Origin of the sequence: Streptomyces pactum (assembly GCF_002005225.1) — a bacterium.
Lineage (GTDB): Bacteria > Actinomycetota > Actinomycetes > Streptomycetales > Streptomycetaceae > Streptomyces > Streptomyces pactum_A.
Genome location: NZ_CP019724.1, coordinates 6,959,828 through 6,981,014, shown reverse-complemented (window position 1 = coordinate 6,981,014; position 21,187 = coordinate 6,959,828). Strand labels below are relative to the sequence as shown.

Annotated in this window: 18 protein-coding genes; 2 read left to right on the top strand and 16 right to left on the bottom strand. The window is 71.5% G+C overall.

The window, feature by feature from the left end; all coding sequences use genetic code 11:
- Position 1: 1 nt before the first annotated feature.
- The 11 genes from B1H29_RS30130 to B1H29_RS30075 all read right to left on the bottom strand — a co-directional run bounded on the left by B1H29_RS30130 (position 2) and on the right by B1H29_RS30075 (position 12,506).
- Complete coding sequence (locus B1H29_RS30130; RefSeq protein ID WP_055415927.1) at positions 2 to 1,108, bottom strand: aminopeptidase P family protein; 1,107 nt, start codon at positions 1,106 to 1,108, stop codon at positions 2 to 4.
- A gap of 364 nt (positions 1,109 to 1,472) precedes the next feature.
- The gene (locus tag B1H29_RS30125; protein ID WP_055415928.1) at positions 1,473 to 2,378 is read right to left on the bottom strand and encodes a Pro-rich N-terminal domain-containing protein; all 906 of its coding nucleotides are present in this window, start codon (positions 2,376 to 2,378) and stop codon (positions 1,473 to 1,475) included.
- 198 nt (positions 2,379 to 2,576) lie between these two features.
- On the bottom strand, positions 2,577 to 3,668 hold the full coding sequence (gene aroB, locus B1H29_RS30120) for a 3-dehydroquinate synthase (protein WP_055415929.1): 1,092 nt from the start codon (positions 3,666 to 3,668) through the stop codon (positions 2,577 to 2,579).
- Positions 3,665 to 4,147: a shikimate kinase gene (locus B1H29_RS30115; RefSeq protein WP_079160895.1), complete on the bottom strand. Its 483-nt coding sequence runs from the start codon at positions 4,145 to 4,147 to the stop codon at positions 3,665 to 3,667. Before B1H29_RS30115 ends, aroB begins: the two co-directional genes overlap by 4 nt.
- Positions 4,148 to 4,179: 32 nt before the next feature.
- The gene (aroC, locus tag B1H29_RS30110; protein ID WP_055415931.1) at positions 4,180 to 5,364 is read right to left on the bottom strand and encodes a chorismate synthase; all 1,185 of its coding nucleotides are present in this window, start codon (positions 5,362 to 5,364) and stop codon (positions 4,180 to 4,182) included.
- Positions 5,365 to 5,762: 398 nt separating this feature from the next.
- The gene (locus tag B1H29_RS30105) at positions 5,763 to 6,593 is read right to left on the bottom strand and encodes a shikimate dehydrogenase (RefSeq protein WP_055415932.1); all 831 of its coding nucleotides are present in this window, start codon (positions 6,591 to 6,593) and stop codon (positions 5,763 to 5,765) included.
- Positions 6,593 to 8,362: an endolytic transglycosylase MltG gene (gene mltG, locus B1H29_RS30100; RefSeq protein ID WP_055415933.1), complete on the bottom strand. Its 1,770-nt coding sequence runs from the start codon at positions 8,360 to 8,362 to the stop codon at positions 6,593 to 6,595. The genes B1H29_RS30105 and mltG overlap by 1 nt, the downstream gene beginning before the upstream one ends.
- A gap of 128 nt (positions 8,363 to 8,490) precedes the next feature.
- Positions 8,491 to 8,982 carry a Holliday junction resolvase RuvX gene (gene ruvX, locus B1H29_RS30090; protein ID WP_055417651.1) on the bottom strand — a complete coding sequence of 164 codons (492 nt, stop codon included), beginning with the start codon at positions 8,980 to 8,982 and terminating at the stop codon, positions 8,491 to 8,493.
- 35 nt (positions 8,983 to 9,017) lie between these two features.
- Entirely contained in the window at positions 9,018 to 11,690 is a 2,673-nt protein-coding gene (alaS, locus tag B1H29_RS30085; protein WP_055415934.1) for an alanine--tRNA ligase, read from the bottom strand.
- Positions 11,690 to 12,046: a hypothetical protein gene (locus B1H29_RS30080; protein ID WP_055415935.1), complete on the bottom strand. Its 357-nt coding sequence runs from the start codon at positions 12,044 to 12,046 to the stop codon at positions 11,690 to 11,692. The genes alaS and B1H29_RS30080 overlap by 1 nt, the downstream gene beginning before the upstream one ends.
- Before the next feature lie 7 nt (positions 12,047 to 12,053).
- Entirely contained in the window at positions 12,054 to 12,506 is a 453-nt protein-coding gene (locus B1H29_RS30075; protein WP_079160539.1) for a DUF948 domain-containing protein, read from the bottom strand.
- 196 nt (positions 12,507 to 12,702) lie between these two features.
- On the opposite strand from B1H29_RS30075, the gene B1H29_RS30070 reads away from it, so the two are divergent.
- The gene (locus tag B1H29_RS30070) at positions 12,703 to 14,889 is read left to right on the top strand and encodes an ATP-binding protein (RefSeq protein WP_055415937.1); all 2,187 of its coding nucleotides are present in this window, start codon (positions 12,703 to 12,705) and stop codon (positions 14,887 to 14,889) included.
- 48 nt (positions 14,890 to 14,937) lie between these two features.
- Here the strand turns inward: B1H29_RS30070 and rpsD are convergent, their stop codons facing one another.
- The 5 genes from rpsD to B1H29_RS30045 form a co-directional block, all read right to left on the bottom strand.
- Complete coding sequence (gene rpsD / locus B1H29_RS30065) at positions 14,938 to 15,552, bottom strand: 30S ribosomal protein S4 (protein ID WP_030185023.1); 615 nt, start codon at positions 15,550 to 15,552, stop codon at positions 14,938 to 14,940.
- Positions 15,553 to 15,845: 293 nt separating this feature from the next.
- A complete protein-coding gene (locus B1H29_RS30060; protein WP_055415938.1) occupies positions 15,846 to 17,201 on the bottom strand; it encodes a replication-associated recombination protein A in 1,356 nt (451 codons plus the stop codon).
- Positions 17,202 to 17,292: 91 nt separating this feature from the next.
- Complete coding sequence (locus B1H29_RS30055; protein ID WP_199832261.1) at positions 17,293 to 17,955, bottom strand: vitamin K epoxide reductase family protein; 663 nt, start codon at positions 17,953 to 17,955, stop codon at positions 17,293 to 17,295.
- Positions 17,956 to 18,155: 200 nt separating this feature from the next.
- On the bottom strand, positions 18,156 to 19,418 hold the full coding sequence (hisS, locus tag B1H29_RS30050) for a histidine--tRNA ligase (RefSeq protein ID WP_055415940.1): 1,263 nt from the start codon (positions 19,416 to 19,418) through the stop codon (positions 18,156 to 18,158).
- Positions 19,419 to 19,431: 13 nt separating this feature from the next.
- The gene (locus tag B1H29_RS30045) at positions 19,432 to 20,139 is read right to left on the bottom strand and encodes an MBL fold metallo-hydrolase (RefSeq protein WP_055415941.1); all 708 of its coding nucleotides are present in this window, start codon (positions 20,137 to 20,139) and stop codon (positions 19,432 to 19,434) included.
- 183 nt (positions 20,140 to 20,322) lie between these two features.
- Between B1H29_RS30045 and B1H29_RS30040 the strand changes: the two genes are divergently transcribed.
- Positions 20,323 to 21,147, top strand: coding sequence for a peptidylprolyl isomerase (locus B1H29_RS30040; protein ID WP_055415942.1), 825 nt, complete (start codon positions 20,323 to 20,325; stop codon positions 21,145 to 21,147).
- Positions 21,148 to 21,187: the final 40 nt, after the last annotated feature.

Sequence of the window (21,187 nt, the reverse complement as noted above, 5' to 3'; positions counted from 1 at the left end):
GCTAGAGCGCGAGCAGCTCCTTGGTCGTGATGGTGAGTAGCTCGGGTCCGCCGTCCGCCTCGGGGCGCACGACGAGCGTGTCATCGATCCGGACCCCGCCCCGGCCCGGGAGGTGAACCCCCGGTTCGACGGTGACCGGCACACAAGCGTCCAGTTTACCCATGGCCGCGGGGGCCAACTGCGGGTCCTCGTCGATTTCGAGTCCGACACCGTGACCGGTGAGCGTCGGAAGGTTCTCGGCGTACCCCGCCGAGTCCAGTGCCTGGCGGGCGGCACGGTCCACGTCGCGGCAGGCGGCACCGGGTGCGAGTGCCTCCCGGCCGGCCCGCTGGGCGGAGAAGACGAGGTCGTACAACTCGATCTGCCAGTCCGCCGGCGAGGTGCCGATGACGAACGTACGGCCGATCTCGCAGCGGTAGCCGCGGTACGTCGCGCCCAGGCAGACGGAGAGGAAGTCGCCCTCCTCCACGCGCCGGTCGGTGGGCCGGTGGCCGCGGCGTCCCGAGTTCGGTCCCGTTCCGACGGAGGTGGCGAAGGCGGGCCCGTCGGCGCCGTGGTCGACCAGGCGCCGCTCCAGCTCCAGGGCGAGGTGCCGTTCGGTGCGGCCGACCAGGATGGACTCCAGGAGTTCGCCGAGGGCCTGGTCGGCGATCTCGGCACCGATGCGCAGGCAGGAGATCTCCTCCTCGTCCTTGACCACCCGGAGCTGCTCGACCGCCTGGCCGAGGTCGGTCAGCCGCAGCCGGGACGCGACCGAGCGCATGGCGCGGTGCCGGACCACGGTGAGGTGGTGGTCCTCGGTGGCGAGGGACTCGGTGCCCTGGGCCGCGGCGAGACCGGTGGCCGCGACGGCGGGGTCGCCTCCGGGGCCGGGCAGCGCGCGCACCGGCAGCGACTCGTCGGGCCGGCCCACCGTCGACCGGTCGTCCGGCGGGCCGGAGCAGACCAGGAGATCCTCGGTCTTGCCCAGCAGCAGTACGGCGCCGTGCGGGGCGGCGCCCGCGAGATAGCGCACGTTGGCGGGCCGGGAGACGAGCGCCGCCGCGCTGCCGCCCGCGTTGCAGCGTTCTCGTAGGCGCGTCCGGCGGGCCGCGTACACCTCTGACATGAGCCGAGCGTATGAGCTCCGCTCGGGGGGCGCCGCTCGGGAGAGGCCGAGTGGGCGGTGCGCGTTGGTACGCCGGGTGCGCCCAGTGGGCGGAGCGCCGCGTACGCCGGGTGCGCTCAGGGGCGGTACACCGCGTGACCGGGTGCGCCCAGTGGGCGGTGGGCCGCGTACACCGGGCGCCCAGTGGGCGGTGGGCCGGGTACCCCGGATACGCCCAGTGGACGGAGCGCCGCCTGCCCCGAGAGCGCCAGACCGGGGCGGGGCTTGTCGTTGTCCGGCGGCTGACCGCCGGTGCGGCTGACCGCCGGTGGGGCTTGTCGCGCAGCTCCCCGCGCTCCCTCGGGGCGCCCTCCCTGTCCGCTTCCTACCAGTTCGGGGGGCTGGCTATCGAGCGGGACAGGACCTCGTCCAGGAGGCGGGCCGTTTCGGGGATGTCGAGCTGGGAGTTGTCGATGATGGGGAGGCCGGAGCCGTACCAGCCGGCCATCCGGCCGTGGATGCGGGCGACCTCCTCGTCGGTGAGGCGCCGGTTGCCGCTGCGTTCGGCGTTGCGCTCCAGGACGATGTCCAGGCCCGGCAGGAGGACGACCGGGAGCAGACCGGGACCGACGTGCCGCTTCCAGCCGCCGAGGCCGACGACCGGGCGGTCCGGGAAGACCGCGTCGTCGAGGATGCAGGAGATGCCGTTGGCGAGGAAGTTGCGCGCGGAGAAGCCGCAGGTGCGGCGGGCGAGGCGGTACTGGGCTTCGGAGTGCTCGTTCCACCCGGTCTGGGGGTCGGCGAAGCCGGACCGGACCCATTCGCGGACGTCGTCGAGGCTGATGTGCGCGGTGGGAACCCGGCGGTGGTCCGCCCAGTACTTGGCGACGCTGGTCTTGCCGGCGCCCGCGGGGCCGATGAGCAGCACCGCGAGGGTGGTCGTGGTGGGGTCGGGCGCGGCGGCCGTGGCGGGCGGCACGCTGGGTACGGCCACGGGGCCGCCGGGTGGCAGCGGTACGTGGCCGGTGGTGTCCACGACGGGCGGGACGGGCGCCGCCTGGTGCGGACCCGGAGCCGGCTGCGGACCCGGAGCCGGCTGCGGACCCGGGGCCGGGACCTGCCGGGGGGCCGCGGGGTGCGGGGCCCCCATGGGATAGCCCGGCGCGGGCGGAGGAACGGGGGCGGAACCCTGGTGCGGGCCCGGGAGGTGTGCGGCCGGGGACCAGCCGACGGCCGGTCCGTGCCCCGGCTGGTGGGGCGGCGGCAGCGGAGGACCCACTGCGTGCTGCATCCGGTGCCACTCCGTCTCGTACAGGCGATGGGCGCTGACAGCGGGACGGGTGCCCGCCCGCTTTCCCCCACACCCTAAAGGGCGCGGGGGGACAGCCGTCCGAACGGTACCGCCCCCGGCCGTCGTTTGGTGAACGGCCGGGGGCGGTCCGAAGTGCCCGCCGCGCAAGGCGAATCGGGCGGAAGGTGCGCCGGGGTACTACTCGCCCACCTCGCCGTAGGCGGCGAGGAGGACGGCCGGGTCGGGGCCCTCGAGGACGGTGGGCTTGGCGAGGCCGTCCAGGACGATGAAGCGCAGCAGGTCGCCGCGGGACTTCTTGTCGACCTTCATGTTCTCGACGAGCTTGGGCCACTGGTCGTAGCGGTAGTGCAGCGGCAGGCCGACCGATTCGAGGATGCTGCGGTGCCGGTCGGCGGTGGCGTCGTCCAGGCGGCCCGCGAGACGGCCCAGTTCGGCGGCGAAGTGCATGCCGACGGAGACGGCGGCGCCGTGCCGCCACTTGTAGCGCTCGTTCTTCTCGATGGCGTGGCCGAGCGTGTGACCGTAGTTGAGGATCTCCCGCAGGCCCGCCTCCTTCAGGTCGGACGAGACGACCTCCGCCTTGACCTTGATCGAGCGCACGATCAGCTCGGCCGTGTGCGGCCCGGCCGGAGTGCGCGCGGCCTGGGGGTCGGATTCGATCAGGTCCAGGATCTCCGGGTCGGCGATGAAGCCGGCCTTGATGACCTCGGCCAGCCCCGAGACGTAGTCGTTGACCGGGAGGGAGTCCAGCGCGGCGAGGTCGCACAGGACGCCGGCGGGCGGGTGGAAGGCGCCGACGAGGTTCTTGCCCTCGGCGGTGTTGATGCCGGTCTTGCCGCCGACGGCCGCGTCCACCATGGCCAGCACCGTGGTCGGGACGGCGATCCAGCGGACCCCGCGCAGCCAGGTCGCGGCCACGAACCCGGCCAGATCGGTGCTGGCACCGCCGCCGACACCGACGATGACGTCGGTGCGGGTGAATCCGGACTGGCCGAGCGCCTTCCAGCAGTAGGCGGCGACCTCGGCGGTCTTCGCCTCCTCGGCGTTGGGCACCTGGATGGCGATCGCCTCGTAGCCCTGCCCGGCGAGGTCGGCGCGCAGCGCGTCGCCGGTCTCGGCGAGGGCCTCGGGGTGGATCACCGCGACATTCTTGGCCTTCGGGCCGATCAGGCCGCCGAGCTCGCCCAGGAGCTGACGGCCCACCAGTACCTCGTAGGGGTCGGACCCCGCGGTGCCGCCGACCTGGATCCGGGTGACTGCCTCGCTCATACTTCCTTCAACTCCAGTGCGTCCAGGGCGGCTTGAGTGACCTCTTCGGGCGTACGACCGTCCGTGGCCACCACGGCCGTGGCGACCTGCTCGTAGAGGTGGCGGCGGGCCTCCATCAGCTCGCGCCACTGCCTGCGCGGATTGACCGCCAGCAGCGGGCGCGCGGCGTTCAGGCCGGTGCGCTTGACCGCCTCCTCGACATCCATCGAGAGGTAGACGACGCGCCGCCCCGCGAGCAGGGCGCGGGTGTCCGCGTCCAGGATCGCGCCGCCGCCGAGGGCGAGGACGCCGTCGTGCTCGGCGAGCGCCCGGTGCACGGTCTGCTTCTCCAGGGCCCGGAAGGCCGCCTCGCCCTCGTCGACGAAAATGTCGGCGATGGTGCGTCCCTGACCGGTGACGATGTCCTCGTCCGTGTCCCGGTAGCCGACGCCGAGCCGCTCGGCCAGCAGCCGCCCGACGGTGGACTTGCCGACGCCCATCGGTCCGACGAGGACGATCAGCGGGGCCGCGGTCACCGGATGGCCAGGTTGTCGAGGTACGAGGTGACGTTGCGGCGGGTCTCGACCACGCTGTCGCCGCCGAACTTCTCCGCCACCGCGTCCGCCAGGACCAGGGCGACCATCGCCTCGGCGACGATGCCGGCCGCCGGCACCGCGCACACGTCGGAGCGCTGGTGGTGGGCCTGCGCGGCCTCACCGGTGGCGACGTCCACGGTCTGCAGGGCCCGCGGCACGGTCGCGATCGGCTTCATGGCCGCCTTCACGCGCAGCAGCTCGCCGGTGGTCAGGCCGCCCTCGGTGCCCCCGGACCGGCCGGAGGCGCGCTTGATGCCGTCGGGGCCGGTGAGGATCTCGTCGTGCGCCTGCGAGCCGGGCACCCGGGCCAGCCCGAAGCCGTCGCCGACCTCCACACCCTTGATCGCCTGGATGCCCATCAGCGCGGCGGCCAGCCGGGCGTCCAGCCGCCGGTCCCAGTGCACGTGCGAGCCCAGCCCGACCGGGACGCCGTACGCCAGCACCTCGACCACGCCACCGAGGGTGTCGCCGTCCTTGTGCGCCTGGTCGATCTCCGCGACCATCGCCTCCGACGCGTCCGCGTCCAGGCAGCGCACCGGGTCGGCGTCCAGCTTCTCCACGTCCGCCGGCGTCGGGTACACGCCGTAGGGAGCCTTGGCGGCGGCCAGCTCGACGACGTGGCTGACGACCTCGATGCCGGCCGTCTCCTTCAGGTACGACCGCGCCACCGCACCCAGGGCCACCCGGGCGGCCGTCTCCCGCGCCGAGGCGCGCTCCAGGATCGGCCGGGCCTCGTCGAAGCCGTACTTCTGCATGCCCGCGAGGTCGGCGTGACCGGGACGGGGCCGGGTCAGCGGTGCGTTGCGGGCAAGCCCCGCCAGCAGCTCCGGGTCCACCGGATCGGCCGCCATGACCTGCTCCCACTTCGGCCACTCGGTGTTGCCCACCATCACCGCGACCGGGGAACCGAGGGTCAGCCCGTGCCGGACACCACCGAGGAAGGTGACCTCGTCCCGCTCGAACTTCATCCGCGCACCGCGCCCATAGCCCAGCCGCCGCCTCGCCAGATGGTCCGCCACCAGGTCCGTGGTGATCGGCACGCCGGCGGGCAGACCCTCCAGCGTCGCGACGAGTGCGGGACCGTGGGACTCCCCCGCGGTCAGCCAGCGCAACCTGCTCAACGGTGCTCCTCAGTGCTCGCGCCCCGGTTATGCCCTGCGTACGCGTCTTCTCTGCGTACGGCGACGGCGTGTCCGGGTGCGCGGGCCCCGGTCCGCCACCTCCGATCCTCCCATGTCCGGGCCCGGAGCCCGGCGGCCGGTCCATCTGGCGGACGTGCCGGACCGGGCGGAACCGTCGCCGTGGCGCCGCCGGTCGTGGGCGGAGCGGGCACCGCGCACCGCACCTGGTCGGACGGGGGGGGCGGCACGATGTGGAAGGACGCGCTCCCGACGGACGCGGGAGTAGGAGTGCACCAGCGGCCCGCGCCGGTCCGGCTGACCGCGGTCCGGCTCGCCGAAGACGACCGGGCCCCGTCACCCGGCGGCGGGCTCGGTCGTTCACTCCCGGCGGGCAGCCCTCACGACCGGGTGACCAGGGCGTTCGAAGCGGCCTCGCGCATCGCGGCCAGCGGAACCGGGGATCGGCCCGTCATCTGCTCGACCTGGAGCACCGCCTGGTGCAGCAGCAGGTCCAGGCCGCTGACGACGGCCCCGCCGCGGGCGGACCAGCGGTCCGCGAGGACGGTCGGCCACGGGTCGTAGAGGACGTCGAAGAGGGTTCCCGGGTGTTCTGGTACGCCCTGGCCGAAGGTGTCGGTGACGCCCGCCGGGGTGGTGGAGACCACCAGCGGGGCGCACAGCGCCTCCTGGGCATCCGCCCAGTCGCCGATGCGCACCTCGGCCCCCAGCCGCTCGGCCCATTCCAGCATCTCGGCCGCACGCGCCTCGCTGCGGACGTAGACGGCGACCTCGCCCGTGCAGATCCGGGCCAACGCGGCGAGCGCGGAGGAGGCGGTGGCGCCGGCGCCGAGGATCGCGGCGGTCTCGACCTGCTGGACACCGTGCTCGCGCAGGGCCGCGACCATGCCGGGGATGTCGGTGTTGTCGCCGGTCCTGCGGCCGTCCGCGGTGAAGACGACGGTGTTCACGGCGTCCACCGAGGCGGCGGTCTCGCTGATCCCGTCGAGCAGCGGGATGACCGCCCGCTTGAGCGGCATGGTCAGCGACAGCCCCGCCCACTCCGGTCCGAGCTTGTCGAAGAAGCCCGGTAGCGCCGCCTCGTCCACGTCGAAGCGGTCGTACGTCCAGCCGTCCAGGCCCAGCCCGGTGTAGGCGGCGCGGTGCAGCACCGGGGACAGCGAGTGGGCGATCGGCGAGCCCAGAACGGCGGCTCGGCGGTGTGCGGACATCAGTTCTTCCTCGATGCGTTCCACTTGTCGACCAGCTTCTGATGTTCCGCGTTGGTCTTGGTGAACTCACTCGTCTTGCCGTCGAGCGAGATGAAGTAGTACCAGCCGCCATCGCTCGGATCGAGAGCGCCTTTCAGCGCTTCTTCGCCGGGGTTGCTGATCGGACCGGGCGGCAGACCCTTGTGGTAGTAGGTGTTGTACGGGTTGTCGTAACTGCGCAGCTTGCTGAGCGACAGGTCGAGCTTGCTCTGGTTCTTGACGTAGTTGTACGTCGAGTCGAACTCGAGCAACCCGTTGGTCTGCGTGTTCCCCGGCTTGAGGCGGTTGTAGACGACTTCGGCCATCTTGCGGAAGTCGTCGTGGCTCGTGCCCTCGGCCTGGACCAGGCTCGCCACGGTCAGCAGTTGCCACGGTCCTTCGAGGTCGAGTTCCTCTGCCTTCTCCTCCAGGCCCAGCTCGTCGTACTTCTCGGTGGCCCGCGCCACCATCTGCTTGAGTACGTCCTCGGGCTTCTGCCCCTTGGCGGCCGCGTAGCTGGACGGGTAGAGGAACCCTTCCAGCGGATCCTTCACGTTCTCGTGGTTCATCGCCCAGTCGGGCAGGCCGAGACTCTTCCACTCGGTCTTGGCGACCTCCGCCGTGGTGCCCTCGTCCACGCCGAGCTGCTTGTCGATCTTCTTGTAGACGTCGACGTTGCGTCTGCCCTCGGCGATGATCAGGTTGCTGCGGCTGTCCGGGTTGAGCAGGAGTTCGACCGCGCTCTCGGCCGACATCTCCTTCTGCAGCGTGTACACGCCGTCCTGGATGCTCTTGCCCCGGGGGTTGCTCTGCTGGGCGGTGATGAAGGCGTCGACGCTCTTCACCACGCCCTTGCTCTTGAGCTCCTGGCCGATGGCCGAGCCGCCCGCGCCCTTGGGGATGGTGACGGTCACCTGCTCGCCGTTGCCGTCCCCCGCGTAGTCCGGGGCGGCGCCGAAACGGTCCTGGTAGAACTGGTAACCGAAATACCCGACTCCCACCACGCCGCCGCCGAGCACCAGGCAGACCACGAGACACGCGACTCCGCTGCGGCCCTTCTTGGGTTTGCCGCCCCGGCTCCTGCGGTCGCCCCGACCCGCGTTGCCCTCACCGCCGCCTTCTTCCTCGCCGCCGTCCCCGCCCGCGAAGAAGGCGTGCTCGCCCTCGTCGGGGCCGGGGTCCCAGTCGGTGCCCTCGGGTTCAGGGTCGGGCTCGGTGCGGCGGCGGGCGGGCGGCTCCGGCGGCGGGTACGCATCCGGGGTGCCGTAGAAGTCGGGCTGCTCCGCGCCGTAGGGGGCGGGCTGCTGGCCGTAGGGGTCCGACGGGTCGGCGGGGTACTGCGCGTGGGGATGCGCGCCCGTGCCCCAGTCGCCGTTGTCGTAGCTCTGCTGCGGCTGCGCCTGGGAGGCGTACTGCTGGTCATACTGCTGCTGGTCGTACTGGTGCTGCTGCTGGTCGTACTGGTGCTGGTGCTGCTGGTGCTGCTGGCCGTACTGGTCGTACTGCGGCTCCGGGTGCTGCCGGCCGTACTGGTCGTACTGCGGCTGCTGACCGTATGCGGACTGGCCGCCGTCGCCCCAGTCGCCGTACTGCTGCTGCGACTGCTGCTGCTCCGGATACTGCTGTGGCTGGCCGCCGTAGGGGGACTGCTGACCCGCATGGGCCTGCTGTCCGCCCCATCCGCCGTCCCCGTACAACGGGTCCTCCGGATGCCACGGTTCGGAGCCTGGGCCCCGGCCATACTCAGTCATCGATCCCCTAGAGCCGCGAGGCGACGGGTGCGCGCGACCTGTCGTGGGGGTCGGCTTCCGTTCCGCCTCTTGCTGTGCGGTGGCTGTTCGAATGCCTCCGCATCGCGCGGAACGTTACCGTATCGCGATCAGATGACCACTTCGACGCCCTCGCCGGGTGCTCTGCCTGACACCCGTTCGGATTCCAGTGCCTGCTGGAGGATGATCACAGCGGCTGCCTGGTCGATGACGGACCGGCCCTTCTTGGACTTCACTCCCGAGGCGCGCAGTCCCTGGCTGGCCGTCACCGTCGTCATCCGCTCGTCGACGAGCCTGACCGGGACCGGCGCGATGCCGCGGGCCAGCTCCTGCGCGAAGCGCCTGACCTTGGCCGCGGCCGGGCCCTCGCCCCCCTTGAGGGAGCGAGGGAGGCCCACGACGACCTCGATCGGCTCGTACTCCTCGACCAGCAGCCGCAGGCGGCGGTGTGCCGCCTGGACGTCCCGGCCGGGGACGGTCTCCACCGGCGTGGCGAGGATCCCGTCCGGGTCGCACGAGGCGACCCCGATGCGGGCGTCCCCGACGTCGACCGCCAGGCGGCGACCGCGGCGCATGACCGGGCCGTCGGCCCGCTCGTCCATCTGGCCGTCGCCCCGCCGGCCGTTCGCCGAGTCGCTCACTTGGCGGTGTCCGCCACGAGCCGCTCGACGGCGTCGACGGCGTCACCGATGGCGGCCGGGTTCTGGCCGCCGCCCTGGGCGACGTCCGGCTTGCCGCCACCGCCGCCGCCGAGGGTCTTGGCGGCGGTGCGCACCAGGTCACCGGCCTTGAGACCGCGCTCGCGGGCGGCCTCGTTGGTGGCGATGACCGTCAGGGGCTTGCCGTTGACCGTGGTGAACAGGGCCACGACAGCGGCCCGGCCGCCCTGGATGCGGCCGCGCACGTCCAGGACCAGCTTGCGCAGGTCGTCCGCGCCGGTGCCGTCCGGGACCTGGCCGGTGACCAGGGCGACACCGCGCACGTCCTTGGCGGAGTCGGCGAGACCGCCGGCGGCCTGGAGGACCTTCTCGGCGCGGAACTTCTCGATCTCCTTCTCGGCGTCCTTGAGCTTGCCGAGCATGGCGGAGACCTTCTCCGGGAGCTCCTCCGGGCGGCCCTTGATCAGCTCCTGGAGCTGGGCGACGACCGTGTGCTCGCGGGCGAGGAAGCTGTAGGCGTCCACGCCGACCAGGGCCTCGATGCGGCGCACGCCGGAACCGATGGACGACTCGCCGAGCAGCTTCACCAGACCGAGCTGGGCCGTGTTGTGCACGTGGGTGCCGCCGCACAGCTCCTTGGAGAAGTCGCCGATGGTCACCACGCGCACGCGCTCGCCGTACTTCTCGCCGAACTCGGCGATGGCGCCCTGCTTCTTGGCCTCGTCGATGCCCATGACGTCGGCGCGGACGTCGAGGTCACGGGCGAGCACCTCGTTGATCTTCTGCTCGACGTCGGTCATCACGGCCGTCGGAACGGCGGACGGCGAGCCGAAGTCGAAGCGGAAGCGGCCGGGCTGGTTCTCGGAGCCGGCCTGGGCGGCCGTCGGGCCGAGGGCGTCGCGCAGGGCCTGGTGGGTGAGGTGGGTGGCCGAGTGGGCGCGGGCGATGGCCTTGCGCCGCCGGTCGTCGATGGAGGCCTGGGCCTTGGCACCGACGGTGACCTCGCCGACCTGGACGACGCCCTTGTGGACGTAGACACCCGGAACCGGCTTCTGGCAGTCGCGGACCTCGATGACGGCACCGGTGTCGACCTTGATCCGGCCGGTGTCGCCGATCTGGCCGCCGCCCTCGGCGTAGAACGGGGTGCGGTCGAGGACGATCTCGACCTCGTCGCCCTCGGTGGCGGCCGGGGAGGAGGCGCCGTCGACGAGGATGCCGACGATCGTGGACTCGCTCTCGGTGTCGCTGTAGCCGACGAAGTCGGTGGCACCGGCCTGGTCGGCGATCTCGCGGTAGGCGCCGACTCCGGCGTGGCCGGTCTTCTTGGCCTGGGCGTCGGCCTTGGCGCGCTCCCGCTGCTCCTTCATCAGGCGCCGGAAGCCGTCCTCGTCCACGGAGAGCCCCTGCTCGGCGGCCATCTCCAGGGTGAGGTCGATCGGGAAGCCCCAGGTGTCGTGGAGCAGGAACGCCTTGTCGCCGGCGAGGACGGTGCCGCCCGAGGCCTTGGTGTCGCTGACGGCGGTGTCGAGGATGTTGGTGCCGGCCTTCAGCGTCTTGAGGAAGGCGTTCTCCTCGGCGAGGGCGACCTTCTCGATCCGCTCACGGTCGGTGATCAGCTCGGGGTACTGCTGCCCCATCATCTCGATCACGACGTCGATCAGGTCCTTGACGACCGGACCGGTGGCGCCGAGCAGGCGCATGTTGCGGATGGCGCGGCGCATGATGCGGCGCAGCACGTAGCCGCGGCCCTCGTTGCCGGGGGTGACGCCGTCGCCGATGAGCATCACGGAGGTGCGCATGTGGTCGGTGACCACGCGCAGGGAGACGTCCGAGGCGTGCGCGTCGCCGTAGGCGACACCGGTCAGCTCGGTGGCCTTCTTGATGACGGCCATGGAGGTGTCGATCTCGTACATGTTCTGCACGCCCTGCAGAATCATGGCGAGCCGCTCCAGGCCGAGGCCCGTGTCGATGTTCTTGCTCGGCAGGTCCCCGAGGATCTCGAAGTCCTCCTTGCCGATGCCCTCGCCCCGCTCGTACTGCATGAAGACGAGGTTCCAGATCTCCACGTACCGCTCGTCGTTGACGGCGGGGCCGCCCTCGGCGCCGAACTCGGGACCGCGGTCGTAGTTGATCTCGGAGCAGGGGCCGCAGGGGCCGGGGACGCCCATGGACCAGTAGTTGTCCTTCTTGCCCAGGCGCTGGATGCGCTCGGACGGGACACCGACGACGTCGTGCCAGATGCGCTCGGCCTCGTCGTCGTCCTTGTAGACGGTGATCCACAGGCGCTCGGGGTCGAGGCCGTAACCGCCCTTGTCCTGGGGGCCGGTGAGCAGCTCCCAGGCGAGCTTGATGGCGCCTTCCTTGAAGTAGTCGCCGAAGGAGAAGTTGCCGCACATCTGGAAGAACGTGCCGTGCCGCGTGGTCTTGCCGACCTCTTCGATGTCCGGCGTGCGCACGCACTTCTGCACGCTCGTGGCGCGGTCGAAGGGCGGCTTGACCTCACCCAGGAAGTAGGGCTTGAAGGGCACCATGCCGGCCGGGACCAGCAGCAGAGTCGGGTCGTCCGCGATGAGCGACGCCGAAGGGACGACGGTGTGACCGCGCTCCTCGAAGAAGCTCAACCAGCGGCGACGAATCTCGGCCGACTCCATCAGTGGTCCTCATTCCGGTTGTACGGGTCCGTCGTCCTGCCGTTGACGACGGACTTCGGGTTGTTGCGGTTCTCGATGGCGTCGAAACGCCGGGGTGCGGGCAGTTCGCGGTCGACGGGGGCGTTCAGCCCCAGCGCGTCGTCCAGTTCGGCCTCCCGCTGGGCCATGTTGTCGCGGACGTCGAGCGCGAAGCCCACCGCGCGGTCCTTGAGCCGGGTGCCCGCGTCCAGCGCCTTGTTCGCCGCGGTCGCGGCGAGGCTGTCGGGGGTGAGCTGCTTGAGCTTCCGGTTGACCTTGGTGGTGGCCCACACGCCGGCGGCGACGCCGGTGCCGAACCAGAACGTACGGCGGAACATCGCTGGATCAGTCCTTCTTCCGCTTCGTCCGCCGCGACGCCGGGATCGTACGGCCGACGATCACGGTGCGCCGCGGCTCCTTGGCCGGGCCCGCGGGCACGTCCTCCTTGCGACCGCCGAGTGCCCGGCGCACGCCGTACCCGAACGCGGCGACCTTGACCAGGGGGCCGCCGAAGGTGGAGGCCACGGTGGTGGACAGCGCGGAGGCGTTCGACGTGACCTCCTGGACGTCGGAGGCGATCGCGTCGACCCGGTCGATCTGGGTCTGCGCGGAGCGCACCGCCGACGAGGCGTCGGAGAGCAGCGGGACGGCCTGGTCGGTCACGTCCGCCACGAGCTTGGTGGTCGCCCTGAGCGTCTGGGCCAGCCTCGCCAGTGCGACGGCGAGGAAGGAGACCAGGATCGCCCAGAAGACGGCCACCAGGATCCCGGCCACCTCGCCACCGGACACTGTGTGCACCCGCTCCCTGAAAGACGTGCCTGAACATCGGGAAAGTCGTTCACCGAGCCTATCGCGCCGGGGGCCGGGCTCCGTACCGGATTGCCGTCCGCGTCCGGTGCCGTGCTCGCGGGGTGTGGAGGAGGCCGGTGGAGCGCGGCGGAGTTGCCTGAAGCGTTTGTACGGAGTGGATTCGGTTCAGTACGCTCCGTGTTTCATGCGAGACCATCGGCGCGACGGCATCCCGCCCGGCAATCTTCCGCTGGAACTCGACACCTTCGTGGGGAGAGCCACGGAACTCGCGGAGCTGGCCCGGACCCTGGACTGCGGGCGGCTGGTGACCGTGACCGGGGCCGGCGGGGTCGGCAAGTCGCGTCTGGCGGCACGGGCGGCCTCGCGGTGTGCGCCCCGGGACGGGGTCTGGCGGGTGGAACTCGCGCCGGTGCGCGACGAGGAGTTCGTCGACTACGCGGTCGTGGAGGCACTGAACCTGACCGACCACACCGCCCGGCTGCCGCGGGAGACGCTGCTCGCGCACCTCGCCGAGCGGGAACTGCTGCTGGTCCTCGACGGGGTCGAACACCTGGTGGACGCATGCGCCGCGCTGGTCACCGACCTGCTGGGCCGCGCCCCGGGGCTGCGGGTGCTGGCGGTGGGGCGCAGGCCGATGGGCGTGGCCGGGGAACGGCAGTTCCCGCTGGCGCCGCTGAGCCCGGAGGAGGCGGTGGAGCTGCTGACGGTCCGGGCGGGGCAGCGGCGCCTGTCGTACGGGTACGACGCCGACCCGGACGAGGACCACGGGGAGGTGCGCGAGCTGTGCCTGCGCCTGGACGGGATCCCCTTGGCGATCGAGCTGGCGGCGGGGCGGCTGGGCGCGCTGTCGCCGGGGCAGGTGCTGCAGCGGCTGGACGACCGCTTCCGCCTGCTGACCGGCGGGGACCGCTGCGCGCTGCCCCGTCACCGGACGCTGCGCACGGCGATCGGCTGGAGCCACGAACTGTGCACGCCCGAGGAGCGGTTGCTGTGGGCGCGGCTGTCGGTGTTCGCCGGGCCGTTCGACCTGGAGGCCGTCGAGTACGTGTGCAGCGGCGGCGGGCTGGCCGCCGACGACGTGCTCGACGTGCTCTCCGCTCTGCTGGCGCAGTCCGTGCTGACCCGCGAGGAGACCCCGGCCGGGGTGCGTTACCGGATGCTCGACACGGTGCGGGCGTACGGCGCCGCGTGGCTGGAGTCGACGGGCGACGCGGCGCGGCTGCGGCGGCGGCACCGGGACTGGTACGTGGGCCTGGCGACCTGGTGCGAGCTGGAGTGGTTCTCGCCGCGCCAGCACGAGGTCGCCGCGCGGGTGGAAGCGGAGCTGCCGAACCTGCGCATCGCCCTGGAGCACTGCCTGACCGAGCCCGACGAGGCGCACCTGGGCCAGTATCTGGCGGGTGCCCTGTGGTTCCACTGGGTCGGCTGCGGACGGCTGTCGGAGGGGCGGCGCTGGCTGGAGCGGGCGGTGCGACTGGACGTGGAGGGCACGGCGGGCGGGCAGTCCCGGCTGAAGGCGTTGTGGGTGCTCGCCTACGTGGCGATCCTGCAGGGCGACACGGTGCCCGCGCTGGCGGCGCTCCAGGAGTGCCGGCAGGGGGCCGAGCGGTCGGCGAATCCCACGGCGGCGGCGTACGCGGAGCACCGCACCGGCTGTCTGGCGCTGATCATGGACGACATGCCGCGCGCCGAGAGGCTGCTGCGCTCCGCGCTGCGGCGCTACCGGGAGATCGGCGAGCTCAACAGCAACGTCCTGATGGGCCAGGTGGAGCTGGCGATGACACGGGCGTTCCAGGGCGACATGCCGGACGCGGTGCGTTTGTGCGAGGACGTCCGGCAGGTGTGCGAGGACCACGGCGAGCGCTGGACCCGGGGCTACGCCCTGTATGTGCTTGCCTACGCGGCCTGGAGCGACGGTGAGCCGGGGCGCGCCCGCGAGCTGCTGGCCGAGTGCCTGGCCAGTGCCCACCGCTTTCGGGACCAGCTCGGCTCGGTGCTGGCGGTGGAACTGCTCGCCCTGGTCGCGGTGGCTGACGGCGACGCGGCGGAGGCCGCCGTGCTGCAGGGAGCGGCGGGGCGGATGTGGCCGTCGGTGGGGCTGCGCCTGTTCGGCTCGGCGCACTACAACGTGCCGCACGAGTTGTGCGAGGCGGCGGCCCGGGAGCAGCTCGGCGACGAGCGGTACGAGGAGTGCGTACGGCACGGGGCGCGGCTCGGCCGCCGGGAGGCGGTGTCGCGGGCGCTGCGGCGGCCCGGGGTGCCGGCCTCGCTGCCGGCGCCGCGCGGGGGCGGACGGCGGGCCACGGCGGGCGCGCGGACGGCGAAGCCCGCCGCCTCGCCCACCCGGAAGGGCGGGGAGACGGCGGGCTGAGGTACCGCTGGTGGTACTGCGCCTGCCTGTCTCAGCGTGTCCGCTGGATCAGCGGGCGTAGTACTCGACGACGAGCTGCTCGTCGCAGATCACCGGGATCTCCTTGCGGTTCGGCTCGCGGTCCAGGCGGAACGCCAGGGCCTTGAGGTTCACCTGGAGGTAGCGCGGGGTCTCGCCGTCGGGGGCGAAGCCACCCTCACGGGCGATCGTGAAGAGCGTCTTCTCCTTGGAGCGCTCGCGCACCTGCACGACGTCGTCCGGGCGGACACGGAAGGACGGCTTGTCGACCTTCTGGCCGTTGACCTGGATGTGGCCGTGGACGACCATCTGGCGGGCCTGGTAGATCGTGCGGGCGATGCCCGAACGCAGGACCAGCGCGTCGAGGCGGCGCTCGAGCTCGATGACCAGGGCCTCGCCGGTCTTCATGTTGGTCTTGGAGGCACGCTCGTAGGCGCGGACGAGCTGGCGCTCGCTGAGGTCGTACTGCGCGCGCAGACGCTGCTTCTCGAGCAGACGGACCTTGTAGTCCGAGTTCTGCTTGCGGCCGCGGCCGTGCTCACCCGGCGGGTAGGGGCGGGCCTCGAAGTACTTGACGGCCTTCGGCGTCAGCGCGATGCCGAGGGCACGCGACTTCTTGACCTTGGGGCGGGACTGGTTCGCCACTGTGTCTCTTTCCTAGTTTTCCGGCTTGTCAGGGTTGAGGGAGGTCGCAATCCGCAGCCGGGGAAACCCGCCGGGTCCGCGTGGGACCTGCCGGGCAGCCGCTCCCCTGGTCTGGGCACATACGTGCAGCACGCGAGTGGCCCACCGACCGCTCCCGGAGCTCCGGGTGGTGGTGGGCTGCCCGCGACACCTATCGACGGTGCGCGACGCTCCTGGAACCCGCTGGGGGTTCCGGCCGGTTGTCCCGTTCTGACTGCACGGGGCTCGGCACTTCGGGCGATTCTACAGGCTGCTCAGGACCGCTTGCGACCGAGGTGCCCGCGGGTCCACTCCACCGCGTCCGCGTACCGGGCCTCGGCGCCGTGCCGGGTCGGGGCGTAGTACGTCCGGTCCTTCAGCTCGTCCGGGGCGTACTGCTGGGCGGCGATGCCCTCCGGCAGGTCGTGCGGGTACACGTATCCCTGCCCGTGTCCGAGCTTGCCCGCGCCTTTGTAGTGGCTGTCGCGCAGGTGCGAGGGGACCGGTCCGGCATGCCCCTTGCGTACGTCGTCCAGGGCGGCGCCGATGGCCGTGGTGGCCGCGTTGGACTTGGGGGCGAGGGCCAGGGCGATGGTGGCGTGGCTGAGGGTGAGGGCGGCTTCCGGGAAGCCGATCATGGCCACGGCCTGGGCGGCGGCGACGGCGATCGGCAGGGCGTTCGGGTCGGCGAGGCCGATGTCCTCGCTGGCGGAGATCATCAGACGCCGCGCGATGAAGCGGGGGTCCTCGCCGGCCTCGATCATCCGGGCCAGGTAGTGCAGGGCGGCGTCCACGTCGGAGCCGCGGATGGACTTGATCAGGGCGCTGGCGACGTCGTAGTGCTGGTCGCCGTCGCGGTCGTACTTCACGGCCGCCCGGTCGACCGTCTCCTCCAGCGTCGCCAGGGTGACCTCGGCCTCGCCCTTGTCGAGCGCGGCCCCGGCGGCGGCCTCCAGGGCGGTCAGCGCGCGGCGGGCGTCACCGCCGGCGATGCGCAGCAGGTGGTCCTCGGTGTCCTCGGGGAGCGTGACGGCCTCCTTCAGGCCGCGCTCGTCGGTCAGGGCCCGGCGCAGCAGGCCGCGGACGTCGTCGTCGGTGAGGGGTTCGAGGGTGAGGAGGAGGGAGCGGGAGAGCAAGGGGGAGATCACCGAGAAGTACGGGTTCTCCGTGGTGGCGGCGATCAATGTGACCCAGCGGTTCTCGACGGCCGGGAGCAGGGAGTCCTGCTGGGCCTTGCTGAAGCGGTGGATCTCGTCGAGGAAGAGGACGGTCTCCTTGCCGTACCCGCCGACCGCGCGGCGGGCGCCGTCGATGACCGCGCGGACCTCCTTGACGCCGGCGGTGATCGCGGACAGCTCCACGAAGCGCTTGTTGGTGGCCTTGGAGACGACGTACGCCAGGGTGGTCTTGCCGGTGCCCGGCGGGCCCCAGAGGATGACCGAGGAGGGCCCGGCGGGGCCGGAGGCGCCCTCGCCGACCAGTCGGCGCAGGGGCGACCCGGGCTTGAGAAGGTGCTGTTGACCGACGACCTCGTCGAGGGTGCGCGGGCGCATCCGGACGGCGAGGGGGCTGCCGGTCGGGTCCTTCTCCTGGCGTTCTTCTGCTGCGGCGGTGAACAGGTCGGGCTCCACCCTCAGAACCCTAAATCACCGCACCGACAACGCGGCGGGCGCGGTGGGCGGGGCCGGCCGCCGAACCGTCGGGCGGTGCGCCGGCCACCCGTCAGGCGGTCCAGAAGTCCCACCAGCGGGTCAGGATCATCATGCCGATGATGCCGATGTGCAGCACCGGCAGGACCCAGGTGAACTCGCCGAAGAAGCCCTTGAGCCAGTTCGGCGCGGGCAGGAAGCCCTTGCGGACGTTGAAGGACGTCACGTACCAGAACATCAGGATCGTCGCGACCCAGGCCAGGCAGCACCACAGGCACAGCGCGTTGATCCGGTACAGGGACTGGAACTGCAGCCACGTCACGAATCCGACGCCGAACAGGCAGCCGGCGTTGAAGGTGAGCCAGTACCAGCGCGGGAAGCGGGCCCCGGCGAGCAGGCTCATGCCGACGCAGACGACGATGCCGTAGGTGACCAGGCCGAGCATCGGGTTGGGGAAGCCGAAGACGGCCGCCTGGTCGCTCTCCATGACGCTGCCGCAGGAGACGACGGGGTTCAGGCTGCACCCGGGGGTGAACGTCGTGCCCGCGACCTTGGCCTCGAGGAGCTTGAACTTGTCGAGCGTGATGACCCACGCGGCGAGCACCCCGGCCGCGCCCGTGATCACCAGCAGCAGGGCGAGGGCACGGCTGCCGCCCTCGGCGCGCGATGCTCCGGCGGTGGGTTCCGGCGCGGGCTCTGCCACGGTGGAGACGTCCTTCACTGTCGTCTTGCTCATCACGCCGATTCCGTCACTTGAGTCGGACCTGCTTCGGGCAGGGCCATTGTGCCGCACGGACCTGTATGGCCACCGTTCGATGAACATAAGAACGCACCGGTGATCGCCCTCGAGCGGTGTGTTCCGGCCGATGTCCGTTCCCCCGGGGCACACGCGAGCGAACACGCGCGCCCCGGGGGACGACGAGACGTACAGACCTGCTAGCCGAGCCTCGACTCCAGCTCGGCGACGATCTCGTTGACGCCGATGGCCGCCTGCTCGCCGGACTCCATGTCCTTGAGCTGGACGACGCCTTCGGCGAGGTCGCGTTCCCCCAGGACCAGGGCGTAGCGGGCGCCCGAGCGGTTGGCCGCCTTCATCGCGGCCTTGAGGCCCTTGCCGCCGTAGGAGAAGTCGGCGGCGACGCCGTTCTTGCGCAGCTCGGTGACCTTGGCGAAGAGGATCCGGCGGGCCTCCTCGCCGAGCGGCACGGCGAAGACGGAGGTGGCGGACGGGATGTCCAGTTCGATGCCCTCCGCCTCCAGGGCGAGGACGGTGCGGTCGACGCCGAGGGCCCAGCCGACCGACGGCAGTGCGGGGCCGCCGATCATCTCGGACAGGCCGTCGTACCGGCCGCCGCCGCCCACCGCGGACTGGGAGCCGAGGCCGTCGTGGACGAACTCGAAGGTCGTGCGCGTGTAGTAGTCCAGGCCGCGCACCAGCTTCGGGTCGTCCTCGAAGACCACGCCCGCGGCCGTGATCAGCTCGCGCACCTCCTCGTGGTACGCCTTGCAGGCGTCGCAGAGGTAGTCGCGCAGCAGCGGGGCGTCGGTGAGCTGCTTCTGGACGTCCGGGCGCTTGTCGTCCAGGACGCGCAGCGGGTTGATCTCGGCGCGGCGCAGCGTGTCCTCGTCCAGGTCAAGGCCGCGCAGGAAGTCCTGGAGGGCGGCGCGGTAGACGGGACGGCACTCCTGGTCGCCGAGGCTGTTGAGCAGGATGCGGAAGTCGCTCAGGCCCAGCGCGCGGTACGACTGGTCGGCGAGGATGATCAGTTCGGCGTCCAGCGCCGGGTCCTCCGCGCCGATCGCCTCGGCACCGACCTGGGAGAAGTGGCGGTAACGGCCCTTCTGAGGGCGCTCGTAGCGGTACTGCGAGCCCGAGTACCAGACCTTCACCGGCAGGTTGCCCGCCTTGTGCAGGTTGGCCTCCAGGACCGCGCGGAGCACGGGAGCCGTCGTCTCCGGGCGCAGGGCGAGCCGGTCACCGCCCTTGGTCTCGAAGACGTACATCTCCTTCGTCACGATGTCGGTCGACTCGCCGACACCGCGCGCGAACAGCTCGACGTTCTCGAAGCCGGGCGTCTCGATGTAGCCGTAGCCGGAGTTGCGCAGCGGGGCGGCGATCGCCTCGCGGACGGCCAGGTACTTGGCGGAGTCGGGCGGCAGCAGGTCGTACGTGCCCTTGGGGGCCTTGAAGGTGCTCACGGAAGGTCTCTCGTCACATTCCTCGTCGGGGAGCCCCGGGGACTCCCTGGCCGGCTGCCACCTGCCGCAGATACGGGTTGGTGGCGCGTTCCTGGCCGATGGTCGTCTGGGGGCCGTGTCCGGACAGCACCACGGTCGAGTCGTCAAGCGGCAGGCACACGCGTGCCAGGGACTCGAGCATGTCGTCCATGGAGCCACCGGGGAAGTCGGTGCGTCCGATGGAGCCGGCGAAGAGCAGGTCGCCCGAGAACATGACCGGCGGGATGTCCGCCGCCTCGGGCAGGCCGAAGGTCACCGACCCCTTGGTATGGCCCGGCGCGTGCGCCACCGTCAGCTCCATGCCCGCCAGCCCCAGCTTCGCGCCGTCGGTCAGTTCCCTGACGTCGTCCGGCTCCCCGACGGTCAGCTCGCCCATGAGCGGCATGCCGATGGTGCGGCCGATCCCCTTCTCGGGGTCGCTCATCATGAAGCGGTCGTCCGGGTGGATCCAGGCCGGCACGTCGTGCGCGCCGCACACCGGGACGACCGAGGCCACATGGTCGATGTGGCCGTGGGTGAGGACGACGGCGACGGGCTTGAGCCGATGCTTCCTGATCGCTTCCTCGACTCCGGGGGCCGCCTGATGGCCCGGGTCGATGATCACGCACTCCTCACCGGCGGCGGGGGCGACGAGATAGCAGTTCGTCCCCCAGGCCCCGGCGGGGAACCCGGCAATGAGCACGATCGTCCTTCGTTTGTGTCGGTACGGGTGGGCTTGCGAACGGTCCGCGCCCATGGTCAGAGCCTACCGGCGGTGCCGATTCCTCAGCGAACCCATATACGGTACGGGGCTACACGCCCACGGTCGGCTCATCGCACCCACGCGTACCGGTCGGCACACGAAGACGCATGAGGAGAGAACCCGGTGGTCACCCAGGAGCAGCGGCGGCGTCAGCTCGCCCGGGAGAAGTTCTTGCGGCAACAGCAGCGACGCACCTCCGCGCGGCGCAAGGCACGCATGCGCAACGCCGCGATCGCGTCGGTGCTCGGCGTGATCCTGATCGGCAGTGTCGCGCTGTACACGACCGGCGTGGTCCTCGGGGACGACGACAGCAAGACGAACGCGAGCGCGGAGGTCACCCCGAGCGCCTCGCCGAGCAGCAAGGCGCCCGACCCGTGCGACAAGCCGGCCGAGGGCAAGGTCAAGACGCAGACCTGGAAGAAGGAACCTGCGATGACCATCGACAAGTCGGCGAAGTACACGATGAAGCTGGCCACGACCTGCGGCGACATAGACATCGCGCTGAAGACGTCGGCCGCACCGCACACCGTCAACTCGTTCAACTTCCTGGCCGGCAAGGGCTACTTCGACCACACTCCGTGCCACCGGCTGACCACCAACGGGATCTACGTGCTCCAGTGCGGCGACCCGACGGGCCAGGGCAACGGCGGACCGGGCTACAACATCCCGGACGAGAACCTGAAGGACAAGAGCCTCAAGGAGAACATGTACCCGGCGGGCACGGTGGCGATGGCCAACACCGGTCAGCCGGGCTCCGGCGGCAGCCAGTTCTTCCTCGTGTACCAGAACAGCCCGTTGCCGCCCAGCTACACGCCGTTCGGCACCATCTCGGACGAGGGGATGACGGTGCTGAAGAAGATCGCCGCCGCGGGCGAGAGCACCGGAGCGGGCGACGGAGCACCCAACGCGACGGTCGTGATCGACAAGGCCACCGTCACGAAATCCTGACCCTCATCAGCGGAAGTTCGGTCGCGCGGGATGCGGACAG